Annotated in this window: 14 protein-coding genes; 8 read left to right on the forward strand and 6 right to left on the reverse strand. The window is 52.2% G+C overall.

Going from position 1 to position 15,069, the window contains the following annotated elements; translation table 11 throughout:
* Positions 1–3: 3 nt before the first annotated feature.
* Both BN8_RS21785 and BN8_RS21790 read right to left on the reverse strand, forming a co-directional pair.
* Positions 4–3,810 (reverse strand): sensor histidine kinase, encoded by a 3,807-nt coding sequence (locus tag BN8_RS21785; protein ID WP_040006430.1) that lies wholly within the window; start codon positions 3,808–3,810, stop codon positions 4–6.
* A gap of 144 nt (positions 3,811–3,954) precedes the next feature.
* A complete protein-coding gene (locus tag BN8_RS21790; protein ID WP_009284109.1) occupies positions 3,955–4,263 on the reverse strand; it encodes a HesB/IscA family protein in 309 nt (102 codons plus the stop codon).
* A gap of 109 nt (positions 4,264–4,372) precedes the next feature.
* Here BN8_RS21790 and BN8_RS21795 point away from each other — a divergent pair, with 109 nt between their 5' ends.
* The gene (locus BN8_RS21795; RefSeq protein ID WP_009284110.1) at positions 4,373–4,897 is read left to right on the forward strand and encodes a DUF7935 family protein; all 525 of its coding nucleotides are present in this window, start codon (positions 4,373–4,375) and stop codon (positions 4,895–4,897) included.
* A 20-nt stretch (positions 4,898–4,917) separates the two neighbouring features.
* Here BN8_RS21795 and BN8_RS21800 read toward each other — a convergent pair whose 3' ends face one another.
* From BN8_RS21800 to BN8_RS21810, 3 genes are read right to left on the reverse strand one after another with little or no spacing between them, the layout of a single operon-like run.
* Complete coding sequence (locus tag BN8_RS21800; RefSeq protein WP_009284111.1) at positions 4,918–5,763, reverse strand: hydroxymethylglutaryl-CoA lyase; 846 nt, start codon at positions 5,761–5,763, stop codon at positions 4,918–4,920.
* Positions 5,750–6,103: a transmembrane 220 family protein gene (locus BN8_RS21805; RefSeq protein ID WP_009284112.1), complete on the reverse strand. Its 354-nt coding sequence runs from the start codon at positions 6,101–6,103 to the stop codon at positions 5,750–5,752. Before BN8_RS21805 ends, BN8_RS21800 begins: the two co-directional genes overlap by 14 nt.
* A gap of 53 nt (positions 6,104–6,156) precedes the next feature.
* Positions 6,157–6,909 carry a tetratricopeptide repeat protein gene (locus BN8_RS21810; RefSeq protein ID WP_009284113.1) on the reverse strand — a complete coding sequence of 251 codons (753 nt, stop codon included), beginning with the start codon at positions 6,907–6,909 and terminating at the stop codon, positions 6,157–6,159.
* 209 nt (positions 6,910–7,118) lie between these two features.
* Here BN8_RS21810 and BN8_RS21815 point away from each other — a divergent pair, with 209 nt between their 5' ends.
* The 3 genes from BN8_RS21815 (at position 7,119) to BN8_RS21825 (ending at position 9,809) form a co-directional block, all read left to right on the forward strand.
* Positions 7,119–8,267: a galactokinase gene (locus tag BN8_RS21815; RefSeq protein ID WP_009284114.1), complete on the forward strand. Its 1,149-nt coding sequence runs from the start codon at positions 7,119–7,121 to the stop codon at positions 8,265–8,267.
* Positions 8,268–8,352: 85 nt separating this feature from the next.
* A complete protein-coding gene (fsa, locus tag BN8_RS21820) occupies positions 8,353–9,018 on the forward strand; it encodes a fructose-6-phosphate aldolase (protein ID WP_009284115.1) in 666 nt (221 codons plus the stop codon).
* A 110-nt stretch (positions 9,019–9,128) separates the two neighbouring features.
* Complete coding sequence (locus tag BN8_RS21825) at positions 9,129–9,809, forward strand: cell division ATP-binding protein FtsE (protein ID WP_009284116.1); 681 nt, start codon at positions 9,129–9,131, stop codon at positions 9,807–9,809.
* Positions 9,810–9,885: 76 nt separating this feature from the next.
* On the opposite strand, the gene porX is transcribed toward BN8_RS21825, so the two are convergent.
* The gene (gene porX / locus BN8_RS21830; RefSeq protein WP_009284117.1) at positions 9,886–11,445 is read right to left on the reverse strand and encodes a T9SS response regulator signal transducer PorX; all 1,560 of its coding nucleotides are present in this window, start codon (positions 11,443–11,445) and stop codon (positions 9,886–9,888) included.
* Between the two features lie 290 nt (positions 11,446–11,735).
* Between porX and BN8_RS21835 the strand changes: the two genes are divergently transcribed.
* From BN8_RS21835 to BN8_RS21850, 4 genes are all read left to right on the forward strand, one after another.
* On the forward strand, positions 11,736–12,878 hold the full coding sequence (locus BN8_RS21835) for a LysM peptidoglycan-binding domain-containing protein (protein ID WP_040006713.1): 1,143 nt from the start codon (positions 11,736–11,738) through the stop codon (positions 12,876–12,878).
* Positions 12,879–12,882: 4 nt separating this feature from the next.
* The gene (locus tag BN8_RS21840; RefSeq protein ID WP_009284119.1) at positions 12,883–13,101 is read left to right on the forward strand and encodes a hypothetical protein; all 219 of its coding nucleotides are present in this window, start codon (positions 12,883–12,885) and stop codon (positions 13,099–13,101) included.
* Positions 13,102–13,153: 52 nt separating this feature from the next.
* Entirely contained in the window at positions 13,154–13,912 is a 759-nt protein-coding gene (locus tag BN8_RS21845) for a TIGR02757 family protein (RefSeq protein WP_229368260.1), read from the forward strand.
* 108 nt (positions 13,913–14,020) lie between these two features.
* Complete coding sequence (locus tag BN8_RS21850) at positions 14,021–15,001, forward strand: aldose 1-epimerase (protein ID WP_040006431.1); 981 nt, start codon at positions 14,021–14,023, stop codon at positions 14,999–15,001.
* The last annotated feature ends 68 nt before the right edge of the window (positions 15,002–15,069 follow it).

A 15,069-nucleotide genomic window follows, 5' to 3' on the forward strand; every position in this document is an offset into this window, starting at 1 on the left:
TGATTATGTGCCGGTGCCGACGGTTCGTTGTCCGTTCAGCACCATCGACATATTGGCCAGGGGCAACGACAGAAAAAACGATGTCCCAACGCCCTCGGTCGTTTCGAACCAGATGCTTCCGCCGGCATGCTCAACCCCTCGCTTGGCAATGGCCAGACCTAATCCCGACCCCCCTCGCTTGGTGCTGAAATTAGGCAGGAACACTTTCGCCCGGATAGCCTCCGGAATCCCTACGCCGTTGTCGTGAATTTCGATGTGAACGTTATCGTCGTCGGTGTAGAGCTTCAGGTCAATCACTGGCTTGCGTTCAGCCGGAACCGACTGAATCCCGTTGATAAGCAGATTAGTGACAATCCGTCCCATCAGTTGTCGGTCTCCCGTAATCATCACCGGTCCCGGTTCAATCTGCCGCCGGAGGGCAATTCGGTTGTCGTCGGCGTACAGATCAGCCGCCTTGTTGAGCACCCCGGTTACCTCAAAAATTTCGCTTTTAGGCATCGGCATCTTGGCGAAATCAGAAAACGAGGTGGCAATATCGCTGAGGTTGTCGATCTGATCGAGAAGCGAGTCAAACGTCCGCTGAATAACGCGACGCGTAGCCGCATCGCCCGTACCATCCGGCGAGTTCGGCCCTGGAAAGGTTCGCTGCAAATGTTGCAGGGTCAGCTTCATGGGCGTCAACGGATTCTTGATTTCGTGCGCTACCTGCTTGGCCATTTCGCGCCAGGCTGACTGCTTCTCGTTCTGGGCCAGTTCGAGCTTACTTTCCTCCAGCTTCACCAGCATTCGGTTGTACTCCCGAATCAGCAGGCCAATTTCGTCGTCCGACCGCCAGGGCAACGGCTCATTATGCCGGTCGAGGTTCGTTTTACGAATTTTCTGGGTCAATAATTTCAGCGGCTTGGTCAGCACATTCGACGCCAGATACGACAGAATCAGGAAGAACAGGAATAGCCCGGTAAAAATGCTGAGTGCCGACGCAATGACTTCAATGATCTGCCGGTCAAGTTCCGGCCGGGCGTAGAAGTAAGGAACGCTCAGTACACCCAGCAACCGCCCATCGTAGGACTTTATGCCCGTGTAGGCCGTTCGATACTGTTTGTTACCCAGCGATTCGTTCAGGAGTTTTTGATTTTCTTTATCCTCAATGACGTGGATGTAGGCTTCCGGATTAATAAATTTTGAGAGATGACCACTCTCATACATCAGCGGCCGGGTCGCTGCGTATAGCCGTCCTTTTGTATCAAACAGGTTGATGTCGATGTCGGCATCGCGGGCAATCTTGCGCAGTTCTTCTTCCATCGACGCTTTACTACGTCGGCCCTGCAGGTGCTCATCCAGATACGTCAGAAAATTAGCCGCGATATTACGGGTATTGCTGATGTAAGCGTTTTCCTGGTTAGTGATGTAGTTAGCACTAATCACGCTCAGAATACTGACAATCACCAGCAATAACGGCAGAAAGAAAGCTACGTTGAGCAGTATCTGAATACGGGTCGAATAGTTGATGCTGAACTGCGACAAGCCGTAGTTGATGGCATAGGCCACAATGACCATCAGAACAGTTAATACCAGCAGTAGAAACAGGAACGAGAAGTTGGAGAAGATATTCTTAAACGGATAAGCCTCCGACGACACCACCACGACTCGCCCGTTGACGCCACGCTGACCAACATGCCGGTAGCCATTGCCGATCAGCCCGGCGTTGTACAATTCCGGATTAACCAGAAACGACGCCGGCAGTTTTCGCTCGTAGTTATAGCTGCCGGTGCTGTATAATAGCCGGTGCTGGCTGTTATAAATGGCGTAACTGTACTCCTGGGTTTCGGGTCGCTGTATGAACTTGGTGTCCACCAGCAACTCTGGATACACGCTTTTGGGTCGCTCGTTACGGAGTTTGAGATCAAGCACTACGTGCCCGATGGTATCAGCCCCCGCAGCGGTCGGCTGACGGATAACCACAAATCCTACATACTGCTTAATGAACTGGTTACCTACTTCATTGATAAAGTAAATACCCGGATAGGCCGTCCTGTAGTTAGGGCGCTGGTATCGGCTCGTCAGATTATCCAGCCCTGTCCCCAACTGGCTAATATCGAGGGAGCGACCGTTCGCGTCATACGATGCTACGTCGATATCGTATTTATCGAAGTATTTGTCGAGGTAAATATTTTTAACCCGTTGCTGAATACGCTCACGAACCAGCAACGTATCGTTACGAAGCGCCCGGGCAATCTCCGCGTCGCGACCAATCGATTCCAGGGCCTTGTTGAGTAAAAACTCGCCGAACTCGTCATTTTCGGCCAGCAGTTGTGTCCCAAATTCCCTCACCCCGACCAATTGCTTGTGCACCTCCTGCCTATAGACCACATAAGCCGTAGTGAGCGCACAGAAGAAGGCTCCAGAAAACAGATAGACCGACGTTTTGTAGCGGAATGTGTACAGAACACGGGGAAACTGAGCCAGGTAGATGATAAGAAAATACAACCCGTTGATCAGCAGAATCGGCTCCAGCGGTAAACCGAAAATAAACCAGCCGATCACGGTTAACCCCGTCCCGACTCCAAACCAGGTCAGCCCCAACGACCGCTTCCGATTGAACCGTAAAAAGAAACTGGCCAGCAGGTGAGTGAGCAGAAAATAGATGAACGAGACCGTAATAAACACCAGCAGACACGCCAGTTTCAGCATCGAAAACCGGATGCTGAGCGTAATGTCGAGGGTAAATTGTGACTTCTCGTAGATGTTGTTCAGTTCGGTGTAACACGCGTAAAAGACAACGTAGCTGAGCACCACCAGTATCACCGACAGGATGGTTTTGACCCCGCCTGGCAACTGAATCAACAGCGTATAAATTCGGGAGCGGTAGTAGTTATTAACCCAGTAAAAAGCCAGAATAGCCACTACTAAGGCGTTCAGCAACAGGTCGCCCAATGAGGGTACCAGCATCGACGACGCGTAATACTTGGGGTTAAACAGGTCCCACTCTACAAACAGGAACGGAACCCCGAAGTATAGCATCACAGCCCGCAGAATCAGCAGATAGCCGGCCAGCCAAAGAAAACCGACTTCGTACGACCGTCGCCGTTTCAGCCGAATCATCATCTGGATTACGTACAGCCCCAGAAAAATAACGCTGAGTGTGGCCAGAATGACCGTATTGACCGGGGTTGAATGATTCCGGTAGGCATCCACTTTGGGGGGATTCACCGAAAACAGAAAAGTCGAGTTGTTATCGTAGATTGCCTGGCCTCGTTCTCCTTTATTCGTAGTAACGGATTGCGGATCAAGCGCAAACAACTCCGGGTTGTAGCCGGACTGGAGATAGGTGTTCGTATTCCGGTAATACCGATACACATTGATCAGCGAATAAATATCCAGCGAATCACGGCCGGATGTTACGCGCTTGTGGCTGACGATGTATTTACCCTGCTCAAAACTAACCAGTTGCGGCAGCGTAACGGAAGCGATGCGAGGATAATCGGGGATGAATCGATAGTCAGACCAGAACAACAGTTGCGGCTCTTTCAACACATCCGCATTGTGGTAAAAGATGTAGTATGGATACCGGGTTGGCAGATTAAGATCGGCAAACGTAGGCGTAATAACTTCCTTAAGCCGATCGGCAACGGCCTCCAGTTCATCTTTACTGACGCGGAGTTCCTCTTTTACCCGTTGCTGTACCGACAGGATGTACTGCTCGTCGGTAGCGCCAGGTGCGTGTCGTTCAAGCAGCAGGTAACACAGCACCGACAGGCCCAGTGCCAGTGCGGCCAGCCACAGGAAGATATGTCGTTCAATTCGCTTCACAGTCCCCAAGGTGGGTTTGATCAAGAGTTCACAGACCTAAAATCATGCCAAAAAGCAGGTCTGTTAATTTATTTGCCGCTTAACCAGATCGCTTTTCGACCAAAAACAGGCTGGCTCAGCATAAACCCTCAGGATAAGTAGCTGTTACTGAGCGGGCACGGGCTTATCGACCGTGAAGCCGCGGGCTTCTTCGCTGGTTTCGTAGCCAATTTCAGCACCCAGCACGTAGAGCAAATGCTTTCGATCAATAATGATGCGCACCCCTTCGACGTTATATACCTCGTCGGTGGGACCGGGCAGGTCAAAGCCCAGCAACCAGGATGAGCCACACCCTCCTCCGCGGATACCGACCCTCAGACCATATTCGGCGGGTATTTTGTTGGCTTGTAACGTATCGACTATTTGCTGACGCGCTTCAGGACGGAGGTATATCGGATTATCAAGTGATGTCATAACTGAACCTCCGGTCTGATCGCAGAAAGTTGCTGCGTCACCTGTTTCGGTGCCGGACGTTATTTTCAAAGTTACCTAAATTTTTAACAAACCTCATTGTTACTACCTGATGGAATTACTTGGCGATTTTCTGAAGTTGATCGTGCCGGCTGGTCTGGTGTTGTACGGTATGTACCTGACTGTTAAGCTGCTCCTTGAGCGCGATGCCGACCGCCACCGCTTTGAAGTCAAAAATCAATATACCCAAACTGTCGTTCCGATTCGCCTGCAGGCCTACGAACGCATGGTATTATTTTTAGAACGCATCAGCCCCAACAATTTATTGTTACGGCTGAGCGGCAGCGCTACGTCCGTTCTGGAATTTCAGCAGCGACTGCTCCAGGAAATTCGGGATGAATACAACCACAACCTGTCGCAGCAGGTATACATGAGCCAGGCGGTCTGGGACCAGATTCAGGCCGCCATGAACGACGTTATGACGCTCATTAACCAGGCATCGGGTGATACCAGACCTGATGCACCGGCGCTGGAACTTTCCAAACGCGTTTTCGAGCGAATTATTCAGAAAGACAAGCAACCCACGGCCGATGCACTCCGGGCTGTGAAGGAAGAAATTCAGGCTATGTTTATGTAGAACAGCCTTTATTGGCTGTTCTACGCAAAGACCGCTGCCGAAAGTGTCATGGCTTCCTGCCAGGCAGTTTTGTTCAGTGTAATCGATATACCTTCATCGGAGAGCGCTTGTACAATCTCCTCGGTTGGCAGGTTGCCCGTTAACTCATCGGCCGCCATCGGGCAGCCGCCGAACCCCCGCAACGCCCCGTCGATTCGCCGGACACCAGCCCGGACGGCGGCTTTAACTTTTATTGGTGCATCGCTGGGTCGGGCGTGCAGATGTGCCCCAAACTCAACCTCGGGAAACTGCCGAAGCAGGTGTCCGAAAAGGGCTTCAATCTGGGTTGGGGTCGAACTGCCGACCGTATCGGAAGGCGCAATGATTTTTACACCAAGCCGGACAAGTTGTTCGGTAAACTCACCGACCACTTCGGGGCTGTAGGGATCTCCGTACGGATTCCCAAAACCCATAGACAGGTACACAACCAGTTCCTTACTAAGCCGATTGCACAGATCCTGCATGGCCGCTACGTCGTCGAAGGCCTCGGCAATGGATTTGTTGGTGTTCCGCTGCTGAAACGTTTCCGACACCGACAATGGGAACCCCAGATACCGAATGGCGCCATAGCCGGCGGCTTCTTCGGCTCCTCGTTGGTTGGCGACAATAGCCAGTAGTTTCGTCTGCGTTTTCGTCAGATCAAGGCCGGCCAGGACCTCGGCCGTATCGCGCATTTGCGGAATAGCTTTAGGCGAAACAAAGCTGCCAAAATCGAGGGTATCAAACCCAACGCGCAGCAGGCTGTTGAGGTACCGGATTTTAAGGTCAGTCGGCACGAAATGGCTTAACCCCTGCATGGCGTCGCGGGGACATTCAACGAGTTTCATACCGTGGGCGCGTTAGAAAAGCCAGTCCCAGCATAACCACCGCGCAAATACCCAGTCCACCGGCTTCGCGGGCCAGTTCGATGTTCACCGTCTTCATCCCCATTTCGTCCAGCAGAAACCCTTCAAACACCGGCGGCCACTGGTAATAGGCTGCCACGAGGTAGATCACGGCCATCAGCCCGAAGAACCACGGACGACCTACTCCGGCAAAGGCCATGAAACAGGCGACGGCCGCAAATCCGTAGATTGGAACCCAGATTTCCGGATCGGGGTCATTATACTGAAACGCAGCAAACAGCAGAAACAGCAGAGCGAAAATAATCGACAGAATTTTACGCATTGTGGGTATAGGGTTAATCAGTTACAAGGGTCAGCTTGCAGCACCGACAGGGTTTATTGGCAGTAACTCGTAATGGCATTGACGGCGTCGCCATATCCCAGCGCCTGCGCCTGTTTCAGACTCAGGCATCCTTCATCCCGTCGGTTTTGCAGGATCTGAGCGAGCCCCAGGGCATAAAAGGCTTTACCAAACTTGGAATCGGCCTTCACGGCCTGTTCAAAATCGGCGGTGGCCCCAGTCAGGTCTTTCTGCTGGTAGCGCAGATTTCCCCGGTTATAGAGGGCCTGGGCATTTTCCGGATTCAACGTAATGGCCTGCGTAAAATCGGTCAGCGCGGGCTGAATCTGCCCCTGAGCGGCAAATAACTGCCCGCGGTTCAGGTATACATCAGACCCGGCCTGCTTACTCGTATCAGGCAACAGCCGAATAGCATCCGAATAGTCTTTTAACGCGCTGGAAAGATTGTTCTGGGCCACTTTCAACAACGCCCGATTGTAGTACGGCCGATACGAATTGGGTTGCAGTTGGATGGCCTTGTCGTAGTCCTGGGCCGCGTTTGTATAATCTTTCAGTTCAAAATAGGCCACCCCACGGGTATTAAACGCTTCGGCATTATCAGCATCGGCTTCGATAGCCTGGTTCAATACCTGCACAGCCTCCCGAAACTTACCATCTTTCATCAGATTTCGGCCTTGTTCTACGTATGTATCCGACGACGTGCAGGCCAGCGGTAAAACCAGTAAGCACCAAATTACTATGCGTATTCCGGTTACGTTTCGGCTTCTCAAAAAATCAACTTCAATCATGCTCAGTAAATCAATTCTTCACAAAAGTAGCCGTTCCCCCTTTACGTTTCGGTAAAATCTGCGTAATATTGCAGTGGCAAATCGGTGCTACCAGCTCCCGCTGAATCCCCCAGGTCTTGACCGAAGCAAGGGTAGGTGGTCGTAGCGGTGAGACATTGATTTGCCTTTTTTTATTTCCTTTCTTTCCGGAGTTTCTATTCCTCGCCCGTATGGAGCTACCCCAGTTGCTCGACGCTACGTTTCAGCAGACATTTCAATCCAAACCGCTCCTTATTTGTTCTCCCGGCCGGGTCAACCTTATTGGTGAACATACCGACTACAACCAGGGGTTTGTGTTACCTGCAGCCATCGATAAAGCCATTTATCTGGCTGTTGGCCCCCGTCAGGACGACGAACTGCATTTTGTTGCGCATGATCTTGACAAATCGTTCAAGGGTTCGCTTCAATCCCTGAGCCGCACAAAAACGTGGGCCGATTACCTGCTGGGTGTGCTGGCGCAGTTTCAACAGGCCGGTCACCAACTGAGCGGCCTGAACTGCATTTTTGCCGGTACTATCCCGATGGGAGCTGGCTTGTCGTCGTCGGCGGCCCTGGAAAACGCCGTTGGCTTTGCTCTCAACGAACTGTTTGCCCTCGGCCTGGACCGGCTTGATCTGGTCCGGCTTTCGCAGCGGGCCGAGAATGACTTCGTCGGGGTGAAGGTGGGGATTATGGATATGTTTGCCAGCATGATGGGCAAAGCGGATCACGTTATCAAACTGGACTGTCGGTCGCTGGATTATCAATACGCTCCTTTGCGGATGGATGGTTTCCGGGTGGTGCTCTGCGATTCGCGGGTGAAGCACTCACTGGCCTCGTCGGAGTACAATACGCGCCGGGCCGAGTGTGAAAAAGGTGTTCAATTGCTGAAACCGTATTACCCGGAAATCGATAGTTTGCGCGATGTAACGATGGCTATGCTCGACGAACATTTGAAAGATACAGAGCCGCTGATCTATCGCCGATGCGCCTACGTAGTGCAGGAAAACCAGCGTTTGCTGGACGGATACGCTGACCTACAGGCCGGCGACCTGGAAGCGTTCGGGCAGCGCATGTTCGGTTCTCATGAAGGACTGAGCAAGTGGTATGAAGTCAGTTGTCCCGAACTTGATACACTGGTCGATATTGCCCGCGAGCAGCCGGGCGTGTTGGGAGCCCGGATGATGGGGGGCGGTTTTGGCGGCTGCACCATCAACCTGGTTCGGGAAGAGTCGCTTGATAACTTTACGCAGGTTATAACGCAGCAATACAAAGCCAGAACCGGAAAAGAGACGCAAATTCACGTCTGTCGATTAATGGACGGGACACATACCATTTAAGTTAGTAAGTTTGCACGTTGGTAAGCGAATACTCATAGCAAACCTTCCAACGTATTAACTTACGACCAAATCACAAGGAATCATCATGAAATTTTTCATTGACACGGCCAATCTGGCCGACATTCGCGAGGCTCAGGACATGGGCATCCTCGATGGCGTAACGACGAACCCGTCATTGATGGCCAAAGAAGGCATTACGGGCAAAGACAACATTATGTCTCACTACAAGCAGATCTGTGAGATTGTTGAGGGCGACGTAAGCGCTGAGGTTATCAGCACCACCTTCGACGAAATGATTCGGGAAGGCGAAGAACTGGCCGAGCTGAACGAAAATATTGTCGTGAAAGTGCCGATGATCAAAGACGGCGTTAAGGCAATCAAATACTTCACCGAGAAAGGCATCCGCACCAACTGCACGCTGATTTTCTCGGCTGGTCAGGCGCTGCTGGCGGCCAAGGCCGGTGCTACCTACGTATCGCCATTCGTAGGCCGCCTGGACGACATCTCGACGGACGGTATGGCGCTGATCGAGCAGATCGTTACGATCTTCACCAACTACGGCTACACGACCGAAGTACTGGCCGCATCCGTTCGTCACCCGATGCACATCATCCAGTGCGCTGAACTGGGTGCCGACGTTATGACGGCTCCGCTGAGCGTTATCAAAGCGCTGCTGAATCACCCGCTGACCGACAGTGGTCTGGCTAAGTTCCTGGCCGACCACCAGAAGGCTGGTGTTCCGGCGAAATAAAAATACCCGGCCGGCTCGTTAGTAAGCTGACAGGTCTGTGGTTAACCAGAAACCGGTTTGCCAGATCTATCAGTTTACTAACGAGCCGGCCTATTACTTCTTTTTACTGCATGTTTTCCAGCGAACCCGTTCTTACCCTCGATCATGCTGACATCTACCAGGGCCAAAAGCTGGTGCTGGGAGATGTATCGTTTCAGATTGACAAAGGTGATTTTGTGTACCTGATTGGCCGGACGGGCAGCGGTAAATCATCGCTGCTGAAGACGCTGTACGCCGATTTGTGGCTTCAGAACGGAAAAGGGCATATTGCAGGGGTTGCGCTGGACAAAATCAAACCGCGCGACGTACCGTTCCTCCGCCGAAAAATAGGCATCGTGTTTCAGGACTTTCAGCTCTTCTTTGACCGCAACGTGGAGGAAAATCTGAAGTTTGTCCTGAAAGCAACCGGCTGGACGGACAAGAACAAAATGAACACCCGCATGGCCGATGTGCTGATGCAGGTGGGCCTGGGAACAGCTCAGAAGAAAATGCCGCACCAACTCTCCGGTGGTGAGCAGCAACGGGTCGTTATCGCCCGCGCCATGCTGAACGAGCCGCTGATTCTTCTGGCCGACGAACCCACGGGTAACCTCGATCCGGCCGTTTCGGACCAGATTATGAAGGTGTTTCAGGCCATCAACAACGCCGGAACCGCCATCCTTATGGCAACTCACAACTACGATCTCCTGAACAAGTACCCTGCCCGCGTCCTACGCTGCCAGGATGGGCAGGTAGTGGAGTTAAAGGGATAGAAAAGGAGGAAAGGAGCAGGGAGAAAAGGATAAAAGCACTTATTTCCTTTTCTCCCTCCTCCTTTCCTCCCTTCTTTTAAGCCTTAGCCCGCAGGTACGCAAACGGGATAATCATTTCCTCCAGCGATACGCCCCCGTGCTGGAACGTATTGCGGTAGTGGTTCACGTAATAGTTATAGTTGTTTGGATACGCGAAGAAGTAATCTTCCAGCGTGAATACGTAAGCCGTCGAAACGTGTGGCTTCGGCAGGAAGAACCGCTCCGGCTTACGGCCCACAAACAAGTGATTCTCCTCGAAACCCAGGTTTTTCCCCTGTTTATAGCGCAGGTTCGTATTGGTCTCGCGGTAGCCAACAATCTTGGCTGGTTTCTGCACACGGATCATACCGTGGTCCGTCGTGATGATCAGCCGGCCGTTTTTGTCGGCAATCTTACGAAGCAGTTCCAGCAACGGTGAGTGCTGAAACCACGACCGCGTGATCGACCGGTATGCCGACTCATCCGGAGCCAGTTCCTTGATCATGGCCATGTCGGTCCGGGCGTGCGACAGCATATCGACAAAGTTGTAGACAATGACGTTAAGCTGGTTTTGCAACAGATTGTTGAAGTTATCAGCCAGCGACTTGCCCTGGTTGATGTTCAAAATCTTGTGGTACGAAAATTTGATATTCAGCCGGCTCTGATCCAGTTGACGACGTAGGAATTCATCCTCGTGGTTGTTCAGACCTTCTTCGTCGTTGTCGTCGTTAACCCACAGGTCCGGGTGACGTTTTTCCATTTCGCTGGGCATCATCCCCGAGAAAATGGCGTTCCGGGCAAACCCAGTCGTAGTCGGCAGAATGGAGTAGTACGATGATTCCTCCTCAACCGTAAAGAAATCAGTCAGTAGCGGCTCGATTACCTTCCACTGGTCGTAGCGCAGGTTATCGATCAGGATGAAAAACAGGGGCGAGTTCTGATCCAGCAGCGGAAACACCTTCTTGCGCATGAGCTGGTGCGACATAAGCGGGTGGTCGGCTTTTGAATCGTTGAGCCAGTCTTCATAGTTGTCCATCACGAACTTACAGAAGTTGGCGTTGGCTTCGCTTTTCTGCATATTCAGTACCTCAGACATGCTTCGGTCCTGCGCCCCATCGAGTTCCAGTTCCCAGTAGATCAGCTTCTTGTAAATCTCGGCCCACTCCTCAAAGTCAATACGATCATTGTATTGCATGGAAATGTTCCGGAAGTCCTGCTGGTAGCCAATGTTCGTACGTTCGGTCACCAGGCGTTTGTTGTCCAGGATTTTCTTAACCGACAGCAGAATCTGATTAGGGTTAAGGGGCTTGATGAGGTAATCGGCAATTTTCGAGCCGATAGCCTCTTCCATAATATGCTCCTCTTCGCTTTTGGTAATCATCACCACCGGCAGGTTCGGACGCATCTGCTTGATCTGCGAAAGCGTTTCGAGCCCCGTCATACCGGGCATCATTTCATCCAGGAAAACGACGTCGTATTTTTCCTGCTCCACCTTCTCGATCGCATCAGCTCCGCTGTTCACGGGTGTTACGTCGTATCCTTTTCCTTTTAAAAACAGGATATGCGGCTTTAGCAGGTCAATCTCATCGTCGGCCCACAGTATCGAATAGTTTTGCATAAGTTGTCTAGTTTGAACAGATTATTGGTCATTCAACCGATCATACAGATCAGATACGTACCACACTGAGATTAAACTTCAAACGCCCGGTTGTGTTCGGGTGGTTCAGAATTAACAGTTTTTAACAGCAGTGCACGGTCCGTTGGCGGCAGTAAAGCCATTATGCCATGGCGCGCAAAATAAACGAAAAGCCGATAACCGACCGTTTTCTACGTAAAGCCGCCGGATTTTACGTTATTTTTACGTCAAATGCCTGTACACTCGTAAAAGCCACTCTGTTGCCATACTTCATGAAACGAATCCCCTGCCTTATCATCCTTGCCCTGCTGTTGAGCGTTGCTGCGTTGCGCGGTGTGGCTGAGCCGGGTCGAGTCCGATTCAGCATCCCGGCCAGCGCCCAGGATTCGGTTGGCATCGAGAAAAAAGACGGCAAACGCTTCATCGTGCATCGGGTGAACGAAGGCCAGACACTTTATTCCATCGCACGTCGGTACCGCAGTACAGTAGATGCCATCAAGGCGGCCAATCCGAACCTGAACGGAAACGTTCGGTACGGTCAGGTAATTCGTGTACCGCTGTCAGAAGCCTCCATGTCGCGCAAGGAGAAGAAGGCTATCGACAAGGCTATTAAAAAGGATGAAAAGGAGAAGGAACGCAGCGCCAAAACTGAACCGACTCCGTCTAAACCGGCAAAAGCAACCCGTAAGGGCGAAGATCCGGCAAAGGCGGGTATCCATGTAGTCGAGCCAGGTCAGACACTTTACAGCCTGGCGGTCCGCTACGGCGTTTCGCAGGCCGACATCCGGCGCTGGAACGACCTCAACAACGACAACGTATTGATTGGCCAGGCCCTGATTGTTTCCGAGAAAGCGCACCAGTCCCGGATGCCTAGCCCTTCGAATCCGGCCGCAGCCACCCGCACCGATACTCCTGCCAAGACAACCGTAACGCGCCCGGAGGTTTCACGACCTGAGCCCAGAAACGAACCCGAACGTACTGAAACCCCCGTTGCCCGGACCGAGCGCCCGGCCCCCAAACGGACGGAAGAAACGCCGAGCCCTTCGCCCGAGGAGGTCAGGAACGTACCGCTGCCCCGCCCGGCCGACGCTGAAATTCTCTTGCCCCGCCCCGGTAATGACGCACCCATGCCGACCCAGGGCCGACGTATTTCGGAGAACGGTGTAGCTGAGTTGATCGATGGAGCCAGCGATTCCAACAAGTATTTAGCCCTGCACCGGACGGCCCCGGCCGGAACGCTTGTGCAGGTCAGAAATGAGTTCAATAACCAGAGTATCTGGGTAAAAGTAATTGGTAAACTGCCCGACACGGGTATCAATGATAAAATTCTGATCAAGCTTTCGGCCCGGGCTTTTGAGAAACTTTCGCCCCAGGACCGGCGTTTTCGAGCTGAGGTAAGTTACCTCGTTCCCTAACGGTATGAGTCAAGAAACCAAAGAAGAGCGAATTGCCCGGCGGCACCGCGAACGCGAAGCGAAGATGAAAGCAACGCCGGGTTATAAAGTGTTCAACGTTATGTTTACGCTGGCGTATCCGTTTATCGCAGTCTTTACCTTCCTGTTTTCAGGAATACTGGCCTTCTTCTCGGGCATCTCCCGCGCTATGGCGTGGCTGGTGAGCGGAGGCCGGGCGAAATAAGTTACCTGTACCTGTGAGCAGCCCGTCCATCTCTCCTGCTGTCGTCGCATTATTGAACCAAAAGGCCGATCAGTACAATCGGCCTTCGTTTATTGACCGTGACCCGATCAGCATTCCTCACCGGTTCAGTCGTCGGCAGGATATCGAAATCATGGGATTCTGGGCGGCCGTGCTGGCGTGGGGGCAGCGGCCGGTCATTCTCAAAAAAGCAAATGAGCTGATCGATCTGATGGACGGCGCTCCTTATGACTTCGTCCGGAACCACCAGGAAACTGATCTGAAGCGTTTTCTGGCGTTCAAGCACCGAACGTTCAACGCAACGGATGCGCTTTATTTCCTGCATTTTTTTCATAGCTACTATCAGCAGCATGATTCGCTCGAAGATGCGTTTCTGACGAACGGCGTATCGAGTACCGATCAGTCCTTCAAACCGGTAGAGGAAGGTTTGATTGCTTTTCACGACCGCTTCTGTTGCGATCCATACTTTCCAGAACGCACCCGCAAACACATCGCCACACCCGCTCGCAATTCGTCGTGCAAACGCCTGCTGATGTTTTTGCGCTGGATGGTACGCCAGGACGACCGGGGGGTAGATTTCGGCTTGTGGACACGTATCCGATCCAACCAGTTGCTCATTCCCATCGACGTACACGTGAACCGCGTAGCCCGTAGCCTCGGTTTGTTAACCCGTCCGCAAACGGATTGGAAAGCCGTTATTGCACTAACCGAAACCCTTCGTACACTTGACCCTACGGATCCGGTTCGGTACGATTTCGCCTTGTTTGGATTAGGCGTCGAAGGCGAAATGTGACCGGCTGCGCCAGGCCAAGCCTGTTCAGTAGAGTGAGCAAACAAATCGGTAGTTTCTGTACTTATACTCGCTGAACCATCGTGTTAAAACCGTTTCGCCGAACTGAACATGCCGTTTACGATCACCACACAACCCTTTGGCCCTTTGGCCGAGGACACGACCCCGATTACGGAATATTTCATCCAGAATACGGATACCAACGAAGGATTTTCTATTCTCCCGGAAAGGGGCGGTATGCTTCACCGGCTCCTGCTTCGAAAAGGCCAGAATTTATTTTCCATCGTGAAATCTCCTGACTCGCCACAAGCACTGCTGGCCGATGAGCGCTACTCAAGTGCCCTGCTGTTTCCGTTTCCGAGCCGAGTACATCATGGAATCTATTCGTTCGATGGCGAAGCGTATGCGCTGCGAATGAATGAATTCAGGCACGAAAACGCGCTGCATGGCTTTGTGTATAACCAGCCATTTCAGGTTGTTCACCAGGAGGAGACGCCAACGCACGCCAGCCTGACCGTCCGTTACGATTATACGGGTGACCAGCCCGGCTACCCCTTTCCGTTTTCACTGGCGGTTCTGTATGGCCTCGACCGGCCGGAAGGATCAGCGTCGTCGGTACTCCACGTTACCTACCGCGCCGTCAATACCGGTACTACCCGCTGCCCGATTGCCTTTGGCTGGCACCCGTATTTTACACTCAGCGAAGAACCGATCGACCACCTGCGCCTAACCTTACCCACCAATACAGCCATTACGTTGAATGACAACCTGCTGCCGGTCGGACAGGAGCCATTTGCGAACGCAGATGACATTTCGCTGAATGAACGGACGTTTGATACGCCGTTTCTGGTCAACTTTGATGATCAGGAATTTGCGGAAACAACGTTATGGTCGCCAGGATTTGATACTACGTTGCGAATCGGTCAGGATAAATCGTTCCCGTATCTGGTCGTATTTACCCCACCCCGTCGCGACAGTATCGCCATCGAACCCCTGACGGCCAACGTTGATGCGTTTAATACCGGCGAAGGGCTTCAGATTCTCAATCCCGGCGAATCAGCATCGGGAAAAATCTGGGTAGCGTTGAGCTAAGCAGAACTGACGAAAATTGTGACGTAACCATAAAAACCGCCTGTGTTTGTTAGCACAGGCGGTTTTCT

Source organism: Fibrisoma limi BUZ 3 (assembly GCF_000296815.2).
GTDB lineage: Bacteria > Bacteroidota > Bacteroidia > Cytophagales > Spirosomataceae > Fibrisoma > Fibrisoma limi.